Annotated in this window: 22 protein-coding genes and 2 tRNA genes; 4 read left to right on the top strand and 20 right to left on the bottom strand. The window is 56.1% G+C overall.

What is annotated here, in order from left to right; all coding sequences use genetic code 11:
- Positions 1-28: 28 nt before the first annotated feature.
- The 8 genes from PHACT_RS13225 to PHACT_RS13260 form a co-directional block, all read right to left on the bottom strand.
- Positions 29-859: a DUF2797 domain-containing protein gene (locus tag PHACT_RS13225; RefSeq protein WP_070118750.1), complete on the bottom strand. Its 831-nt coding sequence runs from the start codon at positions 857-859 to the stop codon at positions 29-31.
- A gap of 67 nt (positions 860-926) precedes the next feature.
- Entirely contained in the window at positions 927-1,193 is a 267-nt protein-coding gene (locus tag PHACT_RS13230; RefSeq protein WP_397389521.1) for a YeaC family protein, read from the bottom strand.
- Positions 1,194-1,296: 103 nt separating this feature from the next.
- Entirely contained in the window at positions 1,297-2,133 is an 837-nt protein-coding gene (locus PHACT_RS13235) for a rhomboid family intramembrane serine protease (RefSeq protein ID WP_070118752.1), read from the bottom strand.
- Complete coding sequence (locus PHACT_RS13240) at positions 2,126-3,016, bottom strand: NAD(+) kinase (protein ID WP_070118753.1); 891 nt, start codon at positions 3,014-3,016, stop codon at positions 2,126-2,128. Before PHACT_RS13240 ends, PHACT_RS13235 begins: the two co-directional genes overlap by 8 nt.
- A gap of 174 nt (positions 3,017-3,190) precedes the next feature.
- Complete coding sequence (locus PHACT_RS13245; protein WP_083264638.1) at positions 3,191-5,473, bottom strand: M12 family metallo-peptidase; 2,283 nt, start codon at positions 5,471-5,473, stop codon at positions 3,191-3,193.
- Positions 5,474-5,527: 54 nt separating this feature from the next.
- A complete protein-coding gene (locus PHACT_RS13250; RefSeq protein WP_070118755.1) occupies positions 5,528-6,454 on the bottom strand; it encodes a 1-aminocyclopropane-1-carboxylate deaminase/D-cysteine desulfhydrase in 927 nt (308 codons plus the stop codon).
- A 123-nt stretch (positions 6,455-6,577) separates the two neighbouring features.
- Positions 6,578-6,654 (bottom strand) — tRNA-Asp (locus tag PHACT_RS13255).
- 51 nt (positions 6,655-6,705) lie between these two features.
- A tRNA-Val gene (locus PHACT_RS13260) sits at positions 6,706-6,781 on the bottom strand.
- Between the two features lie 139 nt (positions 6,782-6,920).
- Between PHACT_RS13260 and queD the strand changes: the two genes are divergently transcribed.
- Complete coding sequence (gene queD, locus PHACT_RS13265; protein WP_070118756.1) at positions 6,921-7,277, top strand: 6-carboxytetrahydropterin synthase QueD; 357 nt, start codon at positions 6,921-6,923, stop codon at positions 7,275-7,277.
- A 38-nt stretch (positions 7,278-7,315) separates the two neighbouring features.
- On the opposite strand, the gene PHACT_RS13270 is transcribed toward queD, so the two are convergent.
- The 4 genes from PHACT_RS13270 to prfB form a co-directional block, all read right to left on the bottom strand.
- Positions 7,316-8,503 (bottom strand): NAD(P)/FAD-dependent oxidoreductase, encoded by a 1,188-nt coding sequence (locus PHACT_RS13270; RefSeq protein WP_083264639.1) that lies wholly within the window; start codon positions 8,501-8,503, stop codon positions 7,316-7,318.
- 3 nt (positions 8,504-8,506) lie between these two features.
- Positions 8,507-9,220: a uracil-DNA glycosylase gene (gene ung / locus PHACT_RS13275; protein ID WP_245730799.1), complete on the bottom strand. Its 714-nt coding sequence runs from the start codon at positions 9,218-9,220 to the stop codon at positions 8,507-8,509.
- A 13-nt stretch (positions 9,221-9,233) separates the two neighbouring features.
- Positions 9,234-10,781 carry a lysine--tRNA ligase gene (gene lysS, locus PHACT_RS13280; RefSeq protein ID WP_070118757.1) on the bottom strand — a complete coding sequence of 516 codons (1,548 nt, stop codon included), beginning with the start codon at positions 10,779-10,781 and terminating at the stop codon, positions 9,234-9,236.
- Positions 10,782-10,785: 4 nt separating this feature from the next.
- Positions 10,786-11,881 (bottom strand): peptide chain release factor 2 gene (prfB, locus tag PHACT_RS13285; RefSeq protein WP_139141581.1). Its coding sequence is split into 2 segments (ribosomal slippage): positions 10,786-11,808 and positions 11,810-11,881, totalling 1,095 coding nucleotides; the frame shifts between segments, so codons are not numbered across the junction.
- A gap of 180 nt (positions 11,882-12,061) precedes the next feature.
- On the opposite strand from prfB, the gene mnmC reads away from it, so the two are divergent.
- Positions 12,062-14,074: a bifunctional tRNA (5-methylaminomethyl-2-thiouridine)(34)-methyltransferase MnmD/FAD-dependent 5-carboxymethylaminomethyl-2-thiouridine(34) oxidoreductase MnmC gene (gene mnmC / locus PHACT_RS13290; protein ID WP_070118759.1), complete on the top strand. Its 2,013-nt coding sequence runs from the start codon at positions 12,062-12,064 to the stop codon at positions 14,072-14,074.
- Position 14,075: 1 nt separating this feature from the next.
- Here the strand turns inward: mnmC and PHACT_RS13295 are convergent, their stop codons facing one another.
- Together PHACT_RS13295 and PHACT_RS13300 are read right to left on the bottom strand one after the other, a co-directional pair.
- Positions 14,076-15,401, bottom strand: a complete 1,326-nt coding sequence (locus PHACT_RS13295) for a M18 family aminopeptidase (protein WP_070118760.1) — start codon at positions 15,399-15,401, stop codon at positions 14,076-14,078.
- A 98-nt stretch (positions 15,402-15,499) separates the two neighbouring features.
- Positions 15,500-16,195, bottom strand: a complete 696-nt coding sequence (locus PHACT_RS13300; RefSeq protein WP_070118761.1) for an FKBP-type peptidyl-prolyl cis-trans isomerase — start codon at positions 16,193-16,195, stop codon at positions 15,500-15,502.
- A 143-nt stretch (positions 16,196-16,338) separates the two neighbouring features.
- On the opposite strand from PHACT_RS13300, the gene PHACT_RS13305 reads away from it, so the two are divergent.
- Positions 16,339-16,953, top strand: a complete 615-nt coding sequence (locus PHACT_RS13305; RefSeq protein ID WP_070118762.1) for a leucine-rich repeat domain-containing protein — start codon at positions 16,339-16,341, stop codon at positions 16,951-16,953.
- Positions 16,954-17,014: 61 nt separating this feature from the next.
- Here PHACT_RS13305 and miaE read toward each other — a convergent pair whose 3' ends face one another.
- The 6 genes from miaE to PHACT_RS13335 all read right to left on the bottom strand — a co-directional run bounded on the left by miaE (position 17,015) and on the right by PHACT_RS13335 (position 22,336).
- Positions 17,015-17,671, bottom strand: coding sequence for a tRNA-(ms[2]io[6]A)-hydroxylase (gene miaE / locus PHACT_RS13310; protein WP_245730800.1), 657 nt, complete (start codon positions 17,669-17,671; stop codon positions 17,015-17,017).
- The gene (locus tag PHACT_RS13315; protein WP_070118764.1) at positions 17,655-18,914 is read right to left on the bottom strand and encodes a DNA recombination protein RmuC; all 1,260 of its coding nucleotides are present in this window, start codon (positions 18,912-18,914) and stop codon (positions 17,655-17,657) included. Before PHACT_RS13315 ends, miaE begins: the two co-directional genes overlap by 17 nt.
- Before the next feature lie 8 nt (positions 18,915-18,922).
- Positions 18,923-19,993: an outer membrane protein assembly factor BamC gene (bamC, locus tag PHACT_RS13320; protein ID WP_169819480.1), complete on the bottom strand. Its 1,071-nt coding sequence runs from the start codon at positions 19,991-19,993 to the stop codon at positions 18,923-18,925.
- A gap of 30 nt (positions 19,994-20,023) precedes the next feature.
- Positions 20,024-20,899 (bottom strand): 4-hydroxy-tetrahydrodipicolinate synthase, encoded by an 876-nt coding sequence (dapA, locus tag PHACT_RS13325; protein WP_070118766.1) that lies wholly within the window; start codon positions 20,897-20,899, stop codon positions 20,024-20,026.
- A 131-nt stretch (positions 20,900-21,030) separates the two neighbouring features.
- Positions 21,031-22,095 carry an AI-2E family transporter gene (locus tag PHACT_RS13330; RefSeq protein WP_070118767.1) on the bottom strand — a complete coding sequence of 355 codons (1,065 nt, stop codon included), beginning with the start codon at positions 22,093-22,095 and terminating at the stop codon, positions 21,031-21,033.
- Positions 22,096-22,102: 7 nt separating this feature from the next.
- On the bottom strand, positions 22,103-22,336 hold the full coding sequence (locus tag PHACT_RS13335) for a sulfurtransferase TusA family protein (RefSeq protein WP_070118768.1): 234 nt from the start codon (positions 22,334-22,336) through the stop codon (positions 22,103-22,105).
- Between the two features lie 153 nt (positions 22,337-22,489).
- Between PHACT_RS13335 and PHACT_RS13340 the strand changes: the two genes are divergently transcribed.
- Positions 22,490-23,944 (top strand): M48 family metalloprotease, encoded by a 1,455-nt coding sequence (locus PHACT_RS13340; protein ID WP_070118769.1) that lies wholly within the window; start codon positions 22,490-22,492, stop codon positions 23,942-23,944.
- Positions 23,945-23,962: the final 18 nt, after the last annotated feature.

A 23,962-nucleotide genomic window follows, 5' to 3' on the forward strand; every position in this document is an offset into this window, starting at 1 on the left:
CGCTTGTTTACCTCTGTGTGTCGATGCCTTATGTGCTGCTCAATTCAATATGGTAACCGCCGTAACGGCGGAGATTGATGACGCCGCCGTCAAACATCAGGTACTGCCCCTTGATGCCCAGCAGTGTTCCCTCCACCAGCGGGTCCTTGTCAAAATTATACGACGCGATTTTGTCCGGGTAACCTTGCACCGGATAACGGATTTCAATCGGGTCAACGCCGTGCAATACGCTGATCGCGTGAAAACCGAAGCGCTGCACAAGGTCTTGCAGATCGTCATGACACAGATCCAGCAGCCTCGCTTTTTCGGCATTCAGATCAACCACCTGATCGCCCTCGCGTAGCATATCGCGCCAGTTGGTTTTGTCGGCCACATGCTGTTTGAACATGACTTCAATCGCCCCGCTTTGCAATCGGGTTCTGACTCTGACAATGGGCAGAGCCTGCACGGCACCCTGATCCACCCAGCGCGTGGGCACCTGTGTTGCGCGGGTGATACCGACCTTGATGCCGGAAGAATTGGCCAGGTAAATGATGTGATCCTGCATGCAGTATTCTTCACCCCAGGCTGGTTCGCGACAGGTACCCTGATCGTAGTGGCATTTCTCCGGGTGGATAATGCAACTGTCGCATTGCGCCAGCGACTGGAAACAGGGATAGCAGTAACCGGAGTTAAAACTTTTGTTGGTGTTACGACCACAATGTACACACTGAATCTTGCCGGTATAGCGCAACCTGACAGTTTTGCCTAACAGCGCATTCATGGGTATCAGTGATTCGGCCAGCGGCAATTGATAGTCCACCGGCGTCTCAAGTCGACTATGCATCTTGCGCATCAGGCCCTGGGCCAGAACTTGCATCCGTTGTTTTCTCCTGTGGTCGCCTGCCACCCGTATCAGCAGGCAGCCGGCATGCGTCAGTCCCGACTCAGTGTTTGGTTACGTTGAGGGGCATGACTTTATTGGGATCTGGGTTGGAACCTGAGTTGGAATCAGCGTCATCACACTCGGTTTTTTTCAATCCGGTGCGATCGATATAACCGACCCGCTGCTGCTCCGGTAAAAACTCCTGCTCATAGGCGATGATCGCCTGCAGGCAATATTCCAGTTGTTCCGGGCTCAGTTTACGGCCATCGGGCCAACGTCCAAGCTCCACCGCCGTCTTCAGATTCATATGCACCTCAGGATTCATCATGGCCAGAATATCCTGCAGCGATTCAAATTTTTTGTCAGACATAACAACCTCTTTTATATGCCACCTGTATCATTGTTCAATCAAGGCCATCGTTTTATCAATGTCATCTGTGTCGACGCCAGGCACCCAGGGCAAGCCCGGCCAGCATGCCACTGACCAGCCCGCCCAGATGCGCAGCGGTGGCGATCATGCCCGATGCCAGTACACCCATCAACACCAGCGCAACCAGAAACACGGTGATCATGGCGGTGGGCAGGCGCAACACAGACTGTGGCTGCAGGGTCTGCCACATCCAGATAAAACCCAGCAGACCGTAAACCACGCCCGACATGCCGCCGAACATGCCATTGCCGGCCCACAGATATTGCGCCATGTTGCCGCCAAAAGCCGTCAGCAGAACCAGTGCCAGCATACGCCACCAGCCCAGCACCGGCTCTATCATGCGCCCAAAATACCATAGCCATAACAGGTTAAACACCAGATGCACGGCGCCAAAATGCAGTAGCGCCGGCGTCAGTGTCTGCAGAAATACCCGTGGTGAGTCAAACAGACCCAGCTGCCGTAGATCCGGAAAGAACAGCCCGCGCACTGCCATCGGATCGGCACCAAGATCACTGATAAGCGCCACCAGCAGACACACAACAATCAGCAACACGCTGACCGGTGCCAGCCACGCCGCGCTTAGCAGATTCTGCAACAGGGTTTTACCGGAAAACATGGGCACTGCAGCAGTACCTTCGGTGCCCACGGGAATATCCAGCTGGTCGCTCTGCCATTTCGCAAACAGACCGGCAATCAATTGGGCCTCAGTCTCCGAGCGCGCCCATACCACCAGATTGCCGGATTCCTCGGTGATATGGTGTGGCATCGCACGCGACTGCAGATAACGAACAAAGGGACGCAGGTCCAACGCGGCATCAACGGCAACAGCTCTATGCATCGTCTCTGACCAGTCGGTTGCCCCAACCCAGTTTGCTACGACAGACTTCGTAGTAACTGTAGTCATGCGGATGAATCAGTCGCAGCGGCTGTGCCTTTTTGCGGATAATGATTTCATCACCCGGCTCGGTGTGAAAGCGCACCGCGCCGTCACAGCTGATGACGGGGGTTATTGCGCGCTGCTTGACCACGACAATACGAATCTCATTGTCGGCATCCACCACCAGCGGGCGGCTGCTCAAGGTATGGGGATACATGGGGACCAGCACCAATGCGTTCAGGCTGGGGTGCATGATGGGCCCACCGGCTGACAGCGAATAAGCCGTAGAACCGGTAGGCGTGGCCACGATCAGGCCATCGGACTGCTGGGAATTGACAAACTGACCGGCAATAAACAACTCAAACTCGATCATTTGTGCCGCCGTGCCCGGGTGCAGAACAACGTCGTTCAAGGCGGTGCCACCTGGCAATAGCGCACCGTCACGTGACACTTCGAACTCCAGCATAAAGCGCGACTCTTCGTGATAGTGCCCATCCAGCACTGCGCCCAGAGTCTCTTCAATTTCATCAGGACGAATGTCGGTGAGAAAGCCCAGTCGTCCTCGGTTGATTCCCAGTACCGGCACATTGTGATTGACCAGTACCCTGGCGGCATTGAGCATACTGCCATCACCGCCGACCACCACGACCAGGTCACTTTCGGCGCCCAATTCGTGTCGCTTGCAGATACGGGTGCTGGTATCGGGCAACAATTCGGCGGTGCTGTGCTCCAGAATGATGTCCAGATCACGCGAATGCAGAAATTGAATCAGTCGCTCCAGCGTGTCGACCACACCCGTGTGACCGGGGCGTCCCACCAGACCGATCTGCCTGAATGTTGTCATAACCTTGCGTCCCACCAGCTGCCAGAGTCCTGTTTTTCGGGGTCACGGCATCGATTGCCATGGTTCACGCGAGCGCGAAACCGACCGTTGGCGAGTATAACACGGGGGGCTGTGGCAAAGGGCTGTTGATTGGAGGGCTGATTGCCGGGCTGATCGGGAGACGTTTTCGCTGGTTTACGGCGCGGCCCTCACGTCAACGACCAGAGGCTCCGGCGTATAAATCAGTTCGCCGGAGTCGAGCAGACGATAGGCCACAAACAATACGATCGGCTTGCCGGCCAGTTCAGACAAGGGCTGAAAGTCATTCAGGATACGAAGGTATTCAACCGAACTCAGGTTGTCGGCCGCATTAAATGGCACCAGATTGTTGACGTCGCCACGCCAGTCAAACACTTCACCGCGATCATTGAGCTGAACAAAGCCAAGACCGGCACTGCTCAGATCTGCCAGCACATGGAAGTGACCGCGGCGTCCAATGTGGGAAGGGTCTATATAGAATTCCGCGCTGATATCCATGGTCTGCGACAGGCCAACCGAGGCGGTGGTGCTGAGGCCCTTGTCAGTGCTCGCGACCACGCCGATATAGGTAGAGCTGTTGCCGCCATCAATTGAACCCGCCAGTCGCCCCGGACGCTGGGCCACCCGGGTCGGTTTAAAGCCGGCTACCTGGAACCGAACCAGATTCAGTGTGCGCACGGCATCGGCGCCAAAGTGTTGGTCCCGATGGTCAACCCCGCAGGGTAAGCCGGCGCAATCAAGTGTCGGACTGGAAAACAGCGGAATGCGTTCACTGGCAGTGAAGGCCTTGGGGTTGGCCATCACCGTGGCGAAACCGTGATCAACGCCGTGGCCGGTGGCAAAACTGAAGGTGCCACCGCCGCCATCTTCGCGATGCGAGTGGGTCAGCCCCATGTTGTGTCCAAATTCGTGTGCCAGCACACTGCTGACAGGGCAATCTATGGCCGCCAGGGAATAGGCAAAGTCGCTGTTATCAAACGCGGTCAGGTCACCGTTGGTACGGTATCCGCCCAGGTTGGCGAGACCACACAGAGCACTTTGCGCGGCCAGAGGCCGGAACACTACCGTCAGGTCAGCGCCATAGTGCTCACGTAAGGCGGCTACGTTGGCAAAGGCACTGTGTTCTCCGTAGGTCAGTTGTTGCAGCATGGTATGCATGTCAGCCTGAGCAGCCGGGTACTCAACACGACCGTGATAAACCGGCCGCAACGTGATCGCGATACCACTGTCATGATAAATCTGGTTCGCCACACTGATCAGCTGATTGATCCGGGTAGCGGTATGAATACCATAAACCGCTTGTGCATCAGGTGTGTACAACGCCATGACATCAACAATGACATTGCCCAGCCGATCAACATGGCTTTTTTGCGCCAGACGCTGATTAAAAGCACTGATTTCGCCCGGCTCACCGCTACCCACGACATCGTTGACTATGTTGATATGGGCGTCGTGACGGTGCTCACCTGTCAACACCGTACTGACAACACGACCCGGCTCGGCACGTGGTCCAACCCTGACCACAAAACTGAAGGAGCGGCGACTGCCTGGTGTCAGCGTGCCACTGAGTTCGCAACTGAGGACTGGCTGCGGTGGATTGGATTGTGTGGTGCGTCGACGACAGGCTGGTGCGCTGACCAACTCGGCATCTTCCAGAATAAAGTAGATATCGGCACCGAGTCGGGAAAAGCTGCTGCTGCCCTGATTATCAAATTCGACCACGATTTCAATTTCAGCGCTGTTACCCAGCGTGACCGCATCCTGACTGAAGCGCTGGCTGATCTGCAGCCCGGCCTCTGAACGGGCCACTTTTGCGCCTGACGATACCGGCTCCTTCAAGGTCAGGGGTTCGGCCTGGCGTAACCAGCGCGAATCGAGACGGGGAATGACAAAATCGGACTCTACACCCTCGCCTGACGCCATCGCGCCGTTTTGCTGATAGAACCAGCCATTCAGGGTTTGCCCACCTTCGGCAGAAATCAACCAACGCTGATCTTCAATACCCAGGTCAGCAAACAGCACCTCCTCGCCCAGCGTCAACACAAAGCTCAGTTCGCCGCTGGCGCCTGCGCCAACACCCCGCAGCACCCGATCACCGTTAATATAGGCGTCGATGTGGGTTACCCGGCCATGAATGACATCCAGTGTCCTGCCCGACGCCAGGGTAATACTGGTACCGGGCAACATGAACTGAAACTCACTGCCCTCCTGCAAGGCAAGCAGGTCTGTACGCGGAAAGCTGACCGGCTCCGCCGACGTGGCGTTAACCGGAGGTGTCGGCCAGTCAGCAGCATCAGCCTGCGCCAGGCCTGCCCATGCCGTAAACAGCAACAGGCTCAGCAGCATTGTCGGCATCCATGCATACCACAACGACGGGGCCGTGGTTGGCGCCCGGCTGACCGATGCGATGAATGCCCGATAGCTTGTCAAAACTGGCATAGGACTACACTTTCCATAATTGTCGGTTCATAGCATAACCCGGCGTGGGAATTTTTACCACACCGGTCGCAGGCCGCCTGTATGCAAGGCCAAAATACGGCTGCCAGGAGCATAATGGCCAGCCCCGATTCGCTGGTACAGCGCCTGCAACAGCTTGCCGGTATAGACCGGCTCCAGCGGAATATTGTGCCGCAGCTGGAAACTGGCAATAAAATCGAGCAGTCCCTGCCCGGCCCTGGCGTAGCCGCCGCCATGGTATTCCGTCTCCAGTGCCCAGCACTCATCAGCGTGCGTGACGTCCTCGCCGCTTAGCCACTTCCGGATATCATGGCGCAGAAAATCGGCACCTTTAAGTACTGCAAATCCGCGCGTAAAGGGCTGCGCTGCAAGCTCACGACGATAGCACAGCTCCCCCAGGCCACGGAGCAGTCCGGCCAGTGTGGTACCAGTGCCACAAGCCAGGGCAATTTCACAATGGGCAAGATCTGGTACCCGTTGTGCCAGTTCGAAGGCCATCTGCTCACAGCCCTGCACGCCCGCCGCATTGGCGCCGCCTTCCGGTATCAGGTAATAGGGGCCGTACTGTTGTTGTAACTGAAGGAGAAAGTCCGCCTCGCTGCGGCGACGGTAATCGGCACGGCTGACCGGAATCAGTTGCATGCCCCGGCTGCGGGCAAATGCCAGGGTAGAATTCAATGGCGTCACCAGCTCGCCGCGAATAACACCCAGCGTGGCAAACCCGGCGTCTGCGCCCGCAGCGGCCAGCGCATAGATGTGATTGGAATAGGCGCCGCCAAAACTGAGCAGGCGGGTCGCACCCTGCGCGCGGGCGAGTGCAAGATTGTGCTGTAATTTATACCACTTGTTGCCACCCACGACCGGGTGCGCCAGGTCAAACCGGATGACACGCAGACTGACATCGTGCGATCGCAGAAACTCGTCGTCGACAGTCTGAACGCAGATCTGGTTGCTGGTATGCATGAGGATGGCTGTGGCGCTGGTTCTGGTTCCGAGTCTGCATCTGGCTCTAATGCTGGACCAGGGAAATTATGAGGCCGGAAATAAAAAAGCCCTTGCTGAACAAGGGCTTTTTGTCACATATAATGGCGGACCGGACGAGACTCGAACTCGCGACCTCCGGCGTGACAGGCCGGCATTCTAACCAACTGAACTACCGGTCCGCGGTAGCGCAACACTTTAACATCAAATGACGTCAACAACGAGCCATTTGTTGGTGGGTTGTGAGGGATTTGAACCCCCGACATTCGCCTTGTAAGGGCGACGCTCTACCAACTGAGCTAACAACCCGCTGTGTTGAGTGACGCGCATTTTACCGACTTGAGCAGGCATGTCAAACAAAAAGTTTAAGTTTTAATGACAAGCTTAAGGTGACGGGCATCTGGTGCCTCTGTACAAGTTGCAAGGCTGGGGTTAGACTTGCCGCCCTATGGAAATCTACAAAGAATTTAACTTCGAAGCAGCGCATCGCCTGCCTAATGTTCCGGCCGGTCACAAGTGCGCGCGCCTGCATGGTCACTCCTTCCAGGTGACACTTGTGGTCAGCGGCCCGGTGGGTGAACATTCCGGCTGGGTGATGGATTTTGGTGATATCAAGTCAGCGTTTAAACCCGTATGGGAGCAGTTAGATCACCATTACCTGAACGAGATCGACGGACTCGACAACCCGACCAGTGAGAACATCGCACGCTGGATCTGGCAACAACTGAAACCCGGACTGCCAGAATTGTGCCGCATCGAAATTCGCGAAACCTGCACCAGTGGCTGCATCTACACCGGCGACTGAATCACCTCTGCGTAAAACGGTCTGCGTGATCAGATTGGTTAAATAGCAGCCTTCAGCGCCATAAAGTCTTTCGGTCGTCTAACGCAGTCAGCCGCAATCAGCTTGCCTTCACGCAAATACTGAATCACAAAGCCCTGTGCATCAGCTGGATCCAGACTGCCTTCCAGCACCGCTTCATCATGACCATCCGACAATCCCACTGACTGCAGCTTTATATCAAACTGATCAGACCAGAACCAGGGCGTGACCTGGTATCTGTCAGCGCCACCGCAGATATTGATGGCGGCGATGCGGGCCTGATCATTGGCATTTTGCACCGACTCCAGCCGCACCCGGCGTTGATACCGCGCATCCGGATACGAGGCGCAGTCACCGGCCGCAAAAATATGACTGTCACTGGTGCGACAGTATTCGTCCACGTAAACGCCGTTCTCAATTCTCAGCCCGGCCTCCTGCGCCAGCGTGGTCTCCGGTATGACACCGATACCCACGATGACGATGTCGGCCGGGTAGTTGGCGCCGTCAGCACAATTTACCGAATCAACCACGTCCTGACCATTGATACCAATCACTTCGGCATTACAGACGATGTCGACGCCGTGCGAACGGTGCAGGTCAGTAAAATAGGTCGATACCTGCTCGCCGGTGACACGTTGCAGCACCCGCTCTGCGCGCTCCAGCACCGTCACCTTCAGGCCCAGTTGCGCCATGACAGCGGCAGCTTCCAGGCCGATGTAGCCGGCGCCAATAACCACCGCGCGCTGTTTACCCTGCAGCTGCTTCCGAATGACTTCAACATCCGCGTAACTGCGCAGGTAGCAGACACCCGCCAGACCGTCACCCAGCGGCAGCTTGATGGGGCGGGCACCGGTGCATAAAGCCAGTTTGTCGTAGTTCAGGGTTTCGCCGTTGGCAAGCACAACGTGTTTCTGGTCCGGCACAATACTGGCCACGTCAGTGGCCAGGCGCAGAGCTATTTCGTTGTTGGCATACATGGCTTCCGGGCGCAGCAGAATATTGTCCAGGGTTTTGCTGCCGGCCATCACGGTTTTTGACAACGGAGGACGGTGATAAGGCAACTGCGCTTCAGCGCCTAACAAAATAATCTCACCCGTCCAGCCCTGTTTGCGCAAGTTCACTGCCAACTGGGAACCGGCATGGCTGGCGCCAATGATCAGGCACCGCTCTTCGCTATTGCTGTCTTTGAGTTTCAGCGTGTCACTCATGAATTACTCCACTCGCCAGTCAATGGGCGTTTTGTTGTGTTCGAGTAACCAGGCATTGGCTCGGGAGAAATGCTGGTTGCCAAAAAAACCACGGTGAGCCGACAACGGTGACGGGTGGGGTGACTGCAACACCAGGTGCCGGTCGCGATCAATCATCGCGCCTTTGCGTTGCGCATAACTGCCCCACAACAGAAACACCAGATTTTGTCCGTGCTCGTTCAGCACATGAATCACCCGGTCGGTAAACACTTCCCAGCCCTTGCCCTGGTGAGACGCCGCCTGCCCGGCCGCCACTGTCAGCACCGAGTTCAGCAATAACACGCCCTGCCGTGCCCAGGCATCCAGACAGCCATGTCGGGACACCGGCAAATCCAGGTCCGCGTGTATTTCTTTGTAGATATTCTTTAATGACGGCGGTAAGGCAACACCGGGGCGGACCGAAAAACACAGACCGTGCGCCTGATCCGGACCATGATAAGGATCCTGGCCCAGAATGACGACTTTTACCTGATCAAACGGCGTACTGTTAAGTGCGTTAAAAATGTCCGCACCGGCGGGATAGATCTGTTTGCCCTGCTGCTTCTCCGCGACCAGAAACTGTCGCAGCGAATGCATATAGTTCAGGGCAAACTGATCGGCCAGTAATGCTCTCCAGGAGGCTTCCAGCTGAACGTCGCGCTGCTCACCGGACATGTCGCTGTGGCCTGTTGTGCTCATTACCGGCTGCCTGTCATTGCGGTTCTTTTACCGGACGCATATGCGGAAACAACAGCACATCCTTGATCGACGGCGCATCGGCAAACAGCATGACCAGGCGGTCAATGCCAATGCCTTCGCCAGCCGTTGGTGGCATACCGTATTCCAGTGCCGTGATGTAGTCGGCGTCGTAATGCATGGCTTCATCGTCGCCGGCATCCTTCTGCTCGACCTGCTCCCGGAATCGCGCAGCCTGATCTTCGGCGTCATTAAGCTCGGAGAAACCGTTGGCCAGTTCGCGGCCGCCGATCATCAGTTCAAAGCGATCGGTGACGTCGGGATTATCATCATTGCGTCGCGCCAACGGCGACACTTCGGTGGGATACTCGGTAATGAACGTAGGCTGTAACAGATGATGTTCAACTTTTTCGTCAAAAATCTCCATCACGATTCGACCCACTCCCCAGCCTGCCTCGGATTTAATACCAAACGATTCGGCCAGTGCGGCAGCCGCGTCACGTGTCTCCAGTTGCTCCGGCGTCACCTCGGGGCAATACTTCAGGATCGACGCTTTCACCGGCAGGCGGGTAAATGGCTGCGCAAAATCGAGCTCCAGGCCCTGATAAGTCAGTTTTGTGGTGCCCAGCACGTCCATGGCAATGCTACGGAACATGTCTTCGGTAAAGTCCATCAGATCATGATAGTCGGCGTAGGCCTGATAAAACTCGACCATGGTGAACTCAGGGTTGTGACGGGTCGACAGGCCTTCGTTGCGGAAGTTGCGGTTGATTTCAAACACCCGCTCAAAGCCGCCGACGACCAGACGCTTGAGATAAAGCTCTGGCGCAATACGCAGATACATGGTCTGGTCGAGCGCATTGTGATGCGTGACAAAGGGTTTGGCTGTGGCGCCACCGGGGATGACCTGCATCATCGGCGTTTCCACTTCCATAAAATCATGTTTCTGGAAATAGTTGCGCATGCTGTTGACCAGTTTTGAGCGCAATTTGAATGTGCGACGCGACTCTTCATTGGCAATCAGATCAACATAACGCTGCCGGTATCGTACTTCGGTATCCGACAGACCTTTCCACTTGTCAGGCAAGGGACGCAGCGCCTTGGTCAGCAGCTGCAGCGAGGCAACATTGACAGTCAGTTCGCCTTTGCCGGTACGGAACACTTCACCGTGCACGCCGACGATATCACCCAGATCCAGCCCTTTGATCTCCTCCATCTGTTCAGGCGACAGGGCTTTGTGATTAACATACAGCTGCATGGCATCGCTGGTGTCCTGGATCACCGAGAATGGACCGCGCTGGCGCACCAGACGCCCCGCCACCACCACCTTGCGCGCAAGCTGTTCCAGCTCTTCGCGTGTGGTGTCAGCATATTCAGCGTGAATCTCGCTGGCTAGGGTGTCGCGCCGGAAGTCATTCGGGAACGCGTTGCGTTTGGCCTGAATGGCGTGCAGTTTGTCACGACGCTGGGCGATCAGTTTGTTTTCTTCCTGAGCCTGAAGGGTCGGGTCGGCGCTGGCTGCCGTTGCAGCCTGGTCGTTGCTGTTACTGGAGTTAGAGCTCATCTGATCACAATCCCATTTTTAAACTGGCTTCAATGAAGCGATCCAGGTCACCGTTGAGTACGGCGCCGGTATTGGTGTTTTCCACATTGGTACGCAGGTCCTTGATGCGCGACTGGTCCAGCACATAGGAGCGGATCTGACTGCCCCAGCCAATGTCGGCCTTGTCAGCTTCCACCGCCTGTGCCTCCTCTCTGCGTTTGAGCTCTTCCAGCTCGTACAGCTTCGCCTTCAACTGTTTGATGGCCTGGTCCTTGTTCTTGTGCTGTGAACGCTGATTCTGGCACTGCACCACGATACCGGTCGGCTCATGAGTCAGGCGAATGGCGGAATCGGTCGTGTTAACGTGCTGTCCGCCGGCGCCACTAGACCGGAATGTATCCACGCGGACCTGCGACATATCAAGATCGATTTCAATATCATCATCAATTTCCGGCGACACAAACACTGAACTGAATGAGGTATGGCGTCTGTTGCCGGAATCGTAAGGTGACTTTCTGACCAGGCGGTGTACGCCGGTTTCAGTACGCAACCAGCCAAACGCATATTCACCGCCAAAATGCAGGGTTGCCCCCTTGATGCCGGCAACCTCGCCCGAGGACACATCCATGACTTCAACGTCGAAGCCTTTGTCTTCGCCCCAGCGCATGTACATACGCATCAGCATTTCAGCCCAGTCCTGTGCTTCGGTGCCACCGGAACCGGCCTGAATTTCCAGATAGGCGCCGTTGGCGTCCATCTTGCCCGAGAACATGCGGCGGAATTCCAGTGCGTTAAGCTGGGTCTCCAGCTCATTCAGCTCAGACACGACTTCTTCGTGAAGTTCAGCGTCATTCTCTTCTTTTACCAACTGCAACAACTCAAGGTTATCGGCCAGACCGGTGTAAAGCCGGTCGATGGTGCCGACCACCAGTTCCAGGCTGGCCCGCTCACGTCCCAGCGCCTGCGCCAGTTCAGGATTATCCCAGACTGTAGATTCGCCCAGCTCCAGCTCGACCTCGGTCAGCCGTTCCTTTTTGGTATCGTAGTCAAAGATACCCCCTGAGCGTATCGGTACGCTCGGTAAAGTCTTTGATCTTTTGGAGTAAAGGGCTAATTTCCATGAAATATCCTGTCAAAACGCGATAGAAAATGCGAAAAAATGCGATAAAGTGCGCGGGCAAAATCACAAGAGCGGCATTTTACACCACTCAGCCCCGCTTTTCACACGGCGATTACCGGCCCGGCCGCCTCACGCCTGTACTGGCAACGCCGGATCATGCAAATACGGTACAATCAGCGCCATGACAAAACCTGCAGCCAGCAAACCATCCGCCAACAGACCGCCCTCCAACATTGAGAATGCCCATATCAGCTGGCAGGAAGACGGTGCGCCCTACTCCCCGGACTACGATGATGTCTATTTTTCCCGTCAGGGCGGCATGGCGGAGACCGACCATGTCTTTCTCACGGCCAATAACCTGCAGGCGCGATGGCGGACCGCAGACCAGCATCCTGATGCCGGTGTATTCACCATAGCCGAACTGGGTTTTGGTACCGGCCTGAATTTCCTGAGCTGCTGGCGTTTGTGGCAACAGACCGCCTGTAAGCGCCTGCGACTGCATTTCATCAGTTGTGAAAAACACCCACTTAGCGTCGACGCCCTGCACCAGGCGTTGTCGCAGTGGCCTGAACTGAGTGACCTCAGTGTGCAATTGCTGTCACATTATCCCGACCACAGCGGTGGCTACCATCGCCTGCTATTGCGCGCGGGGAATAACCAATCAAACCGTGTCGTGCTGGATCTGTATTACGGTGACGCACTGACGCTGCTGCAGCAACAGTCGAGTGCGCAGGCACGCGTTGACGCCTGGTTTCTGGATGGTTTCAGCCCGGCTCACAACCCGGATTTATGGAGCGATGCCATGCTGGCCGGCATCGCTGCATTGAGCCGACCGGGCACAACACTGAGCAGTTACAGTGTCACCGGGCGTGTGGTCAGAGCCTTGCGTGTGCTCGATTTTGACGTTGAAAAACGCCCGGGCTTTGGCGCCAAACGGCAGATGCTGTTCGCTCGCAAGGCGCAAGCGCCTGATTCACCACCCGAACCCAGCCTGACAAACAACGTGCAACATGCCGTGGTCATTGGTGCCGGTCTTGCCGGTGCCACCGTTGCCCGGGCGTTGGCCGATCGTGGTATTCGCGTCACCGTACTGGAACAACTTCCCGCTATCGCCAGGGGTGCCTCAGGTAACGCTCAGGCCATTGTACAGATGCGCTTGAACCGGCAGGCTGACACCCACTGGCAATTTCACCTGCACAGCTATCTGTTCGCACTGCGCTACTATCGGGATCTGGCCGCGATCAGTGACAATGCCATTGCCTGGCACAGTTGCGGCGTCCTGACACTGGACAGTGCCTACACCAATACCCGACATCAGGCAGGCAATGCTGCGCGCCGGCGCGAGCCGGATGCCTATGCGCATTACCCGACCCGATTGTTGCGTCGTGTCAGTGCCGGGGAAAGCAGGGAGATTTGTGGCATCGATCTGACTGAAGACGGCTACCTGCAACCGCAAGGCGGCTGGCTGAACCCGGCAGCCACCTGCCGCGTCTGTCTCGAACATCCTCTTATCACCGTTCGCCGCAATGTCCGTGTGGCCGCCATCAGCAATAACGCTGGCCGCTGGCAGTGCCTGGACGACCATCAGCAACCAATGAGCGACAGCGATGTTCTGGTCGTGGCCAACAGCTACCTGGCTCGCGAGTTCCAGCAGTCTGCCACCTATCCGGTAACCGCGCTGCGCGGGCAAATTACCGAGGTAGCGGCAAGCGACGCCAGCGCAGCGCTGAAAATGGTTGTCTGTACTGAAAGATACCTGGCACCAGCGAACAGCGACGGGCTGCATTGCATCGGTGCCAGCTACGTTAAAAACAGTACTGCCACTGACTTGAGTGAGAACGAACAGGCGGAAAATCTGGAGAAGTCAGCACTGATTCGGCAGCCGGTAAACCTTGGCGCACCTGCCGGGCTTAGCGGCCGCGCCAGTGTTCGCGGCGGCTCTGGCGACTATATGCCCATTGCCGGCGTGGTACCTGATCCGGATTTGGATGGGACAGACCCTGCGCCGCTGCCCGGACTGTTTATCAGTACCGGTCATGGCTCACATGGCACGGCAAGCTGCCCGATCCTGGCCGAGCATATTGCCTGTCTGGCACTGGCAGAAGCCAGCCCACTGCCTGTAGCACTGGCCGAGTGTATTGCGCCGATGCGTTTCATTCGGCGACAACGGCGTCGTCAGCTAAAGTCGAACTGATTCAGGACTGGAAAAAACGTTTGACGACGCGCGCCAGGTACCAGGCATCATCGCTGCCGGCCAGTTCACGAATCGAATGCATGCCGTAGGTCGGCACTCCAATATCGATGGTCTCGACACCAAGGCCGGCGGCCGTGATCGGGCCAATGGTGCTGCCACAACCCATATCGCTGCGCACAACAAAGGATTGCACCGGTACTTCGCTCTGCACGCACAGACTTTTGAACAGTGCCGTGGTACGGCTGTTGGTAGCATAGCGCTGATTGGCATTGACCTTGATAACAGGCCCCTGATTCAACAAAGGTCCGTGGTTATTGTCATGCTTGTCAGCGAAGTTGGGATGCAGGCCATGGGCATTGTCGATGGACAAAAACAGGGAGCGACGTATCATGCGCTCGACAGCTTCGGGGGCATCGCCTGCGCTCAATTGTGCACTGATACGTGCCAGCACGGAACGCAGGAACGGCCCTTGTGCGCCACAGGAGGAATTGCTGCCAACCTCTTCATGGTCATTACAGACCAGAAGCGCAAAATTCTCTGCCTGCGTACTGTCATCCGCCAATAGAGCCTGCTGTCCCACATAACAGCTCAGCAGATTATCAAGCCGCGCCGACGCAATGAAGTCTTCATGCAAACCCACCATGGCCGGGGCTTGGGTGTCATAAAAATAAAGCTCATGAGCCAGCACACTGTCCACATCATCAATGCTCTGTTGTGCGCTCAAGGCATCAATAATCCAGCGATTGAAGTCAAAGTCTGCGGCCGATGCCTGTAACGCCAGTACCGGCGGCAGATCTTTCTGGGCGTTGATGGTGCGATTGCTGTTGGCTTCACGGTCCAGATGGATGGCCAGACTCGGGACTGTAGCCAGTGGTCGCTGCCAGTCCAGCAATGCAGACCCCAGCGACCCATCAGACCGGCGATATTCCACCCGGCCGGCCAGCGACAGGTCGCGATCAAACCAGGGCGCCAGTAATGCTCCGCCATACACCTCGACGGCAAACTGTAATGCGTTACCGGTTTGCGGGCTGGTCGGCATCACTGCATTGGGTTTGAGCTTGAGACAGGGGCTGTCAGTATGCGCACCGCTCATCCGGAAACCGGATTCAGCAGGATCTCCCGATCCCAGGGTAAAGGCGATAACAGACGATCCATTACGCTGCACAAGATAGCGCCCACCAGGCTTAAGGTGCCATGTATCTTCTTCTTGCAATAACTCAAATCCGGCCGTATGCAAGGTCGACTGCATGGTTGTCACAGCGTGAAACGGTGTTGGTGACTGCTGCAGAAACTGCAGCAGTCCCTGATTAAACGAATGTTTATCCACGATAGTCCTGTACTCGGGAGATTTAGCTGATGTTTGGGGTCAACGCTCGGCTCTTAAGGGTTTACCCTCTTAAAGGATTGGCTCTTAAGGGTTGGCTCTCAAGGGTTGACTTCAAGCAGCTCCACTTCAAATATCAAGGTTGAATGCGGAGGGATCGGGCCTGAACCACCGGGGCCATACGCCAGCTCCGAAGGAATGAACAGGCGCCATTTGTCACCGGGCTGCATCAGTTGCAGACCTTCAGTCCAACCCGGGATAACCTGATTCAGGACAAATTCGGCCGGCTCACCGCGTTCAATGGAGCTGTCAAAAACATCTCCATTAACAAAACTGCCTTCGTAATGTGCCAGCACTGAATCGGTAGGCTGTGGCGAGGGGCCACTCTCCGGGCCGGACTCAAGAACCAGATACTGCAAGCCGGACGCTGTTGTGGTAACACCCTCTTCCTGCGCATTGGTGGCCAGGAACGCTTCGCTTTCCGCCCGCGCTGCTTCCTGCTCCGCCTCAGCGCGATCCATCAACTGCTGCTGAAAACTTGTCAGTGCCTGCATCATCTGGTCTTCGCTCAATTGCGGCTCACCAGCGACAATGTCCCTGAATCCGACAATAAAGGCATCCAGATCGATGTCGTCGGTCAGGCCCTGCATGACCAGCCCCTGTCCGATATTGACACCAATACTGTAGCTGATCTGGGTGCTTTCATCGGTCAGATCAAGCTCCTGAGCCTGCGCAGATCCAGCCAGTGCAGCCAGCGACACCGCCAGGCTCAGGCCCGTGGCACGAATAGTTTTCATAGTATTATCCTGTCTTGGTGGTAAATTCAGTTAACGGGCAGCATACTAAACCGACTGCGAGCCGATTTCCAGTGTACAGATTGCCGGCCAGCCCGTATGCTTTCAGTCCTCAACTACCCATTCAGTCACGGATTACCACGGCCATGGACGTACAAAACGCCTTAATCTCACCTGTCACAGCGACTGCCGCAGAGGCAGCGGGCCAATCCATCCAGACGCCCACCCGAACGGCCACACAACCACACGCAAAATTTCGGGTGCTGGCGCTAATCATGCTGGTATTGTGCGCGCTATTGCTGGCCAACTGCTCGCGTAAGTTCTCGGTCAGCGTTAACCAGAATGTGCTGTACGATCCGCGTCCTGGCCACGCTGTTACTGTCACCGACGCCGGTCTGCAAAGCTGTGTAAATGTCGCCATGCGTGACGGTAGCCTCGACAACGCCGACGATGTGCAGATACTTGCCTGTCCGGCGCTGGAGATTGAATCACTGGGCGGCATAACCCAGTTGCAGAACCTGCGTTATCTGGATCTGGCCGGCAATCAGTTGGAACATCTGGACGAGCTGCGCCGTTTGAACCGATTAAGTTCGGTCAATGCGCCCAACAACGCCCTGACCGATATTTCCGGCCTGCTGTCCATTGCTTCTCTTACCAGCGCCGTACTGACCGGCAACACCGGCATACCCTGCGATCAGCTGGATACACTGGCGCAAAAACTGGGTCAGAACCTGCTCCGCCCCGCCAGCTGTGTTGAATAGCAGGCGCATCAGTCCGGGCAGGGGCAACAATCTGCTGCTTGTCGGAGTCAGGTGGCCGGAATCAAACAGTGGCTGGCGCAGCGCTGGCAGGCACACCACTGTGGAAACGAAATTCATCATCCTCTGATTCGATCAGGTCTTTTTCCACTCTCAGAAAATACTGCACACGAGGCTGGATATCCTCGTCAGTGTATTGCGCTGCCAATGCCAGGTAATCCTTGTAGTGACGTGCCTCAGAGCGCAACAGACTGACATAGAACTTAGCCAGTTTGTCGTCAAGCAACGGTGCCAGGGTGGCAAAGCGTTCGCAGGATCGGGCTTCAACAATGGCGCCGACGATGAGACTGTCGGTCAGCGCTTCTTCGCGCTTGTCAGTGCGCATGTGTTCGCGCAGACCGGCCGCGTACCGCGAAGGACCAATGCGCTGATAACTGATGCCGCGCTCGGCCATCAAACCAACGACCTGTTCAAAGTGCAACAGTTCCTCGCGCGCCAGCTGTGACATTTTGGTCAGCAGATCGGTGTGCGCGACATGACGGTACATCAACCCCATGGCATTGGATGCTGCCTTTTTTTCACAGTTGGCATGATCGATCAATAACAATGGTTGATTCTGCAGTGCCCAGTCGAGCCAGGCAACGGGCGTGGGGCAAAGCAGGAAAGCCTGCAGTTCCCTGCTCAGCTCAGTGGTGTCTTGTCGCTCATTCAGCGCGTTCATCGCCATCATCCTCGTTATCATTTTCCAGGGCGCGCTCCAGTCGCGCCGCATCCTGCTGCTTGGTTGCCCGGGCACCCAGTGCTTTCAGGTGCTCGGTGCGACTGATCAGATTGCCCTTGCCGCTTTGCAGTTTATTCATGGCCGCGTCATAACTACGCTGGCTGGCGTCCAGCTTTCGGCCCAGGTCGTCCATGTCGGCAACAAAACCGACAAATTTGTCGTATAGCGCACCGGCGCGGCGGGCAATGTCCTGAGCATTCCGGCTCTGCTGCTCGTAGCGCCAGATATTCTGTATGGTACGCAAGGTGGCCAGCAGGGTTGACGGCCCCACCAGGACAATATTGCGCTCAAACGCCATATTGAACAGCGCCGGCTCATGCTGCAGCGCCTGCGAGAAAGCCGGTTCAATTGGTACAAACAACAGCACAAAATCCAGCGAATTCACCTGTGGCAGGTTCTGGTACTGTTTCTCACTGAGCTGACGTACATGGTTTTTCATGGACGCGACGTGCTGTCGCAAATATTCTGCCTGCTCGTCAGCATCGTCCGACGAGCAATAACGTTCATAGGCCGTCAATGACACCTTGGCATCGATAATTACCTGTCGGTTGTCCGGCAGATACACCACGACATCCGGCTGGCTGCGTCGGACATTGCCGGCGGCCGTGTGGTCACCCGGCACTGCATCAAGGCTGCGCTGGGTTTCGTATTGCTGACCTTCGATAAGTCCGGAGGCTTCCAGTATCGAGCTGAGAATGAATTCGCCCCAAGTGCCCTGGGTTTTGTTTTCACCTTTCAAGGCGCGAGTGAGATTGAGCGCGTCTTCGCTGATGCGTGCGTTGAGTACTTGCAGATTCCTGATTTCTTTTTCCAGCGAAAACCGTTCTCTGGCTTCCCGGTTATAGCTCTCTTCCACCTTTTTTTCGAAGCGGGTGATTTTATCCTGTAATGGAGACAGGATATCACCCAGGCGCTGGCGGCTGGTTTCGGAGAAGCGGCGGGTTTTTTCGTCCAGGACGTCACTGGCGAGCACACGAAATTGATCGCGTAACTCTTCACGCGCCTGCGTCAGCACTGTCAGTTTTTCCTGGGTCTGGGCTTTTTCCTGTTGCAGCAGGGTTTGCAGTTCCACGATACGGTCGCGGTAGCGCATGCGCAGGGCGAGACCCGTGATCAGCGCCCCCAGCAGCAGTGCTACCGCAGCCATGCCGAGGGCTAGAACCAGCGACACTGATTCTGTCATGGACACCGTCAGATAAGATTATCGTTAATGGTGCGTATCAACAGATCCTGCTGGTACGGCGCAGGCTGTCCGGATGCAGGCTCGGCCTGTACCGTGATGATCTCCCCTGCTTCTTCCACGATGATATCGAAGTTGATCACTTCTTCGTCACCGCCGCGACCAAACAGGCGACCAAAGAAACCAGGCTCGTCTTCATCTTCTGCACCCGAAAACGCGACATTAAAACGCAGCGCATCACGGTCGGAGTCCAGCACCTCAATATTGGCGTTGTTGATGGCCTGGTTCAACTGACTCCACGCACGATCAATGTCCAGGTCCAGCTCCAGCCGCGTGTCTCCGGCGCTTGCCGAGATCACGCGTGCCTTGCCCTGAGCTTCGATACTGCCCGCCAGCATGGAGACTGACGACGCCCGGTACAGGTCGGTACGGTCGGCCAGGTATAAAGAGATGGACGCCAGAATGGTGTTTTCCCGCTCCTGACTATCCGATTCTTCGGGAAACTGCGCGGGCTCATCGGGAGCGCTTTCACCGTTGTCACTGACATGGCGAACATAGATTTCCGAATTGCCTGCATGCAGGCCCGGTTCTACCCACACCTGATACTTATGCCGCAGGTCGGTATCTGGCTGCGGTAACCAGACTGTTTCCAGCACACCTGTTTCAGCGCTCTCCATGCTCAGGGCAATTTCTTCTGTCGACCAGTAATCGCGTAATCGCGGCCATACCTGACCACTGGTAGCACCGATCACGATCCATGCACGTTCGCCGAAGCGCTGCACCACAACCCCTTCACGCACGCGCGCATCAATGGGTTTGGGCGCCGGCGGCACGATGTAAACGTCGCGGTCGCCAGGCGTTATTTCGGGAATGTAATAAAGTTCGTCAATTGTGTAGCTGTCCAGTTCCGGCGGAATCTCCATGGTCGGGGTTATTTCCGCCTGCAGGTACTCACCCTGCCGGTCACGCAACCAGCCATCCTCACCCCCTACGCCAAGCCAGGAGCAGGCACTGACACTGGTCGCCGCAGCCAGCAGGGCCAGGGTACGTAACAATCGGGCTTTATTTAGGGGGGTGCTCACTGACAACATGTATTTTTAACCTGTGACGAATTAATCAAGTCCGGCGTGCCGGATCGCTTCACGGACCGGAATTCGATACGCGCTATTCAAAGGCACCAGGGGCAGACGGATACCGCTCTGGATGTAACCCAGCTCCATCAGGGCCCATTTGACAGGTACCGGGTTTGATTCCAGAAACAGGGCGTTATGCAAACCGGCCAGTCTGGCATTCAATAAACTGGCTTTTTCGCTTTCACCTGCCAGTGCCAGGCGACACATTTCATGCATCTGCGCCGGCGCCACATTGGCAGTGACGGATATATTGCCATTGGCACCCATCAGAATCAGGTCCATGGCAGTAGCATCATCACCGCTGTAAATTGCGATACGTTCGGCACAAAGGCTGATGACATGTTTACCACGATCAAGATCGCCGGTCGCTTCCTTGATACCAACAATATTGGTCAGATCAGCGAGCCGGTCTACCGTCTCAGGCAGCAGGTCACAACCGGTGCGCGAGGGTACATTGTAAAGAATCTGCGGAATATCGACGCTTTCGGCAATGGTTTTAAAGTGCTGGTACAGGCCTTCCTGACTGGGTTTGTTGTAATACGGCGTCACCAGCAGGCACGCATCCGCGCCGTGGTCTTTGGCCGACTGCGTGTAATAGATCGCTTCCCGGGTCGAATTGGAGCCGGTGCCGGCAATGACCGGTATCCGGCCATTGATGGTTTTGACACAACGGGCAACAACCGCGGTGTGCTCGTCCATGTCCAGCGTCGGCGATTCGCCGGTTGTCCCTACCACCACGACCGCATCGGTGCCACTTTCAATATGCCACTCCAGCAACCGGTCGAAAGCCGGGTAATCAATATCGCCATTGGGCAACATGGGTGTAACGATGGCAACAATACTGCCCTGAATCATGCAAACCTCGACTTAAATCCATAGTATTCGACTTGAAACGACAAAAAGCAGCTGCACACACCGTCTCAGGCTGCTGACTCTACCACAGCGCGCGGTCCGGGAAAAACCAGACTGCCACACCGGACACCTGATCAGGGCCCGCCCACGTCCTGATGCGTTGGCCAGGCATTGATGATTGCCTTGATCAGTGTCGCCAGCGGGATGGCAAAAAACACACCTGCCAGCCCCCACAAGCCGCCGAACACCAGGACCGCTGCGATGATGGCAACCGGGTGCAAATTCACGGTTTCAGAAAAGATGATGGGCACCAGAACATTGGCGTCCAGCAGCTGGATGACTGTATACAGCGCCATGATGGTGACAAATTCACTGCCCATGCCCCACTGCGCATAGGAAACAGCGGCTACCGGAACGGCAACAACGGCAACCCCGATAAAGGGAATGATCACCGACAGACCCACCAGAATAGACAACAGCAGGGAGTAATTAATTCCCATCAACATGAATGCGATGTAACTGACAAACCCCAGTATCACGATCTCCAGCGCCTTACCACGTACATAGTTGGCCACCTGCAGATCCATTTCCTGCCAGATTTTGCGCATCAGGGGTCGGTGCCGGGGAAGCAGCCCGGCGACCCAGTTAACCAGTACCACTTTGTCTTTCATCATGAAAAACACCAGCACTGGCACCAGAATGATAAACACCAGCCAGTAGAAGATATTGGGAATACTGGCGATGGAGTAAGACACCACATACTGCCCGAACAGGGCCAGTTCGCCGCGCAGACCCCGGATAAACTCCTGGATCTGCAGCTCTGTCACCAGATTGGGATAACTCTCCGGCAACAATAGCAGTAAGGACTGGCCTTCACTGATCAGACGCGGCAGCTCATTGACCAGCAGCGCGGCCTGACGCCAGGCCTGCGGCAGCAGCAACAGCAGCACAGCAGTAAACGTGCTGATAAACAGCGCATACACAATGACTACAGCCAGCAGATAACTCAGGCCCAGTCGCTGTAGCGTACCAACGAGTCCCTGCAGCAGGTAGGCCAGGATCAGCGCAGCGATCAATGGCGCGATAATAGAGCCGATGGTCAGCAGCACAACAAGCGCCGTCAGCAGTATCAGGGTAAAAATGACGGACTCTTCGTCATGAAAATAGCGATCAAGAAAGCCTCTGAAAAAATTGCGCATGGTTAACTCAGCCCTTCCGGATCCAATAACTGTAAGTATCAGCGTTTTTTTCAAAATCCAGAATCTGGTGGCGACTCTGCTGTACAAAAGCATAAAAGTCGCGTTCAGAACCCGGGTCTGTTGCCACAACCTTCAATACCTGCGCGGGCGCCAGCGCGTTTAGCGCCAACTTGGCTTTTAACAATGGCATCGGGCAATGCAGCCCGGTGACATCCAATTCCTGATCAGCATGTATTTCCATAGCCGATTATTTTATCAAGCAATGGGAAGCCCTGCATAGCACTGTCTTGCTGGCGCGACCGCCTGCCACGAGGAAGGCTGGCCGGGGAATTATTTGTGTTATTATCGGTCTATTGACTCAAGCTTGTCGTCTAACTGAGCAACCGGTTTTATTATGGGTAAATTTCGTCGAATCACCTCTGTAGCAACCAGTATCATGCTGCTTTGCACCTCAGTGCCGGGCCTGGGTCAATCCCAGCTGCCATCACTGGGAGACCGCATTTCCGGTATCTATTCTCTGGACGAAGAATACAAGATGGGGCGAGAGTTCCTGCGCTCGGTGCGCCGCAGCGCCCCCATGATCACCGACCCGTTGCTCAACGACTATCTGGTCAATTTCACCCACGATCTGGCAGTGCACAGTGACCTGCAGGATTACCGGCTGGCCTTTGTCATCATTGACAGCCCGGCGCTCAATGCATTTGCCGCACCCGGCGGCATCATCGGCGTCAACGGTGGTCTGTTTCTGAACTCGCACACGGAAGGCGAATTTGCCTCCGTTATCGCTCACGAGCTGGCACACGTCAGTCAGCGGCATTTTGCCCGCAGCGTGGAAGATGCGCAGCGTCGGCGCATTCCGGAGCTGGCGACACTGCTGGCCAGTGTCGTCCTGATGGGCGCTGGCAGCAGCGCCGGCCCCGCCGCCGTGATGGCAGCACAGGGGCGCGCCATAGAAAACCAGCTGCGCTTCTCCCGGCAGAACGAAGCAGAAGCCGACCGTCTGGGACTGCGCACGCTTTATGGCGCCGGTTACAATCCGGATGACATGGCCAGCCTGTTCGAGCGCCTGGTGGCAATGTCTCGCTACTCATCGCGCCCCCCCGAGTTCCTGCTCAGTCACCCGGTGACTGAATCGCGGGTTGCGGACGCCCGCAGTCGCGCCAATCAGTATCCCGACCGGGCATCTCCCCCGGACCTTGAGTATCAGTTGATGCGTGCCCGCGTTCAGGTACATTACGAGCCCAATAAGAACAATGCCATCACCGATTTTAATCAGCGTTTGCAGGAGAACCTGGACGGCGGTAACACTGACGGGCTGCGTTACGGGCTGGCCATGGCCTACTTTGAGAATAAACAGCATGACCGGGCGCTGGAGTTGATCGAACAGCTACTGGCGAGCGAGCCCAACCGCATTACCTATGTTGCCAGCAAGTCCGAAATTCTGGTTGATGCGGGCCGACCGCAAGAGGCTTTGCCGTTTATTGAGCACCACTTGCGCATTAATCCAGCCAATCACCCACTGACCATGGCCAAAGCCAGCGCTCTGATCGAACAGCGTGATTACGCGGCCGCAGTCAAGGTTCTGGAAGCTCACTCTCAGCGTCGACCAGATGATCACAATCTATGGTACATGATTGCTGAGACCCAGGGTCAGGCCGGCGACATCAGTAAAGTGCATCAGGCCCGGGCTGAATATTTTATTCTGGTCGGCGATTTCCGCAGTGCACGTGAACAGTTGCGCTACGCCCTGCGAATCGAGAACGACCGTGAAGAGAATATTCCGCTGATATCAAGCCTGCGTCAGCGCATCACCGATGTTGAAGCGCTGCAGCGAGAACAGCAAAGCTGATCACGCTCGCCTGATACT

The organism is Pseudohongiella acticola (assembly GCF_001758195.1).
Lineage (GTDB): Bacteria > Pseudomonadota > Gammaproteobacteria > Pseudomonadales > Pseudohongiellaceae > Pseudohongiella > Pseudohongiella acticola.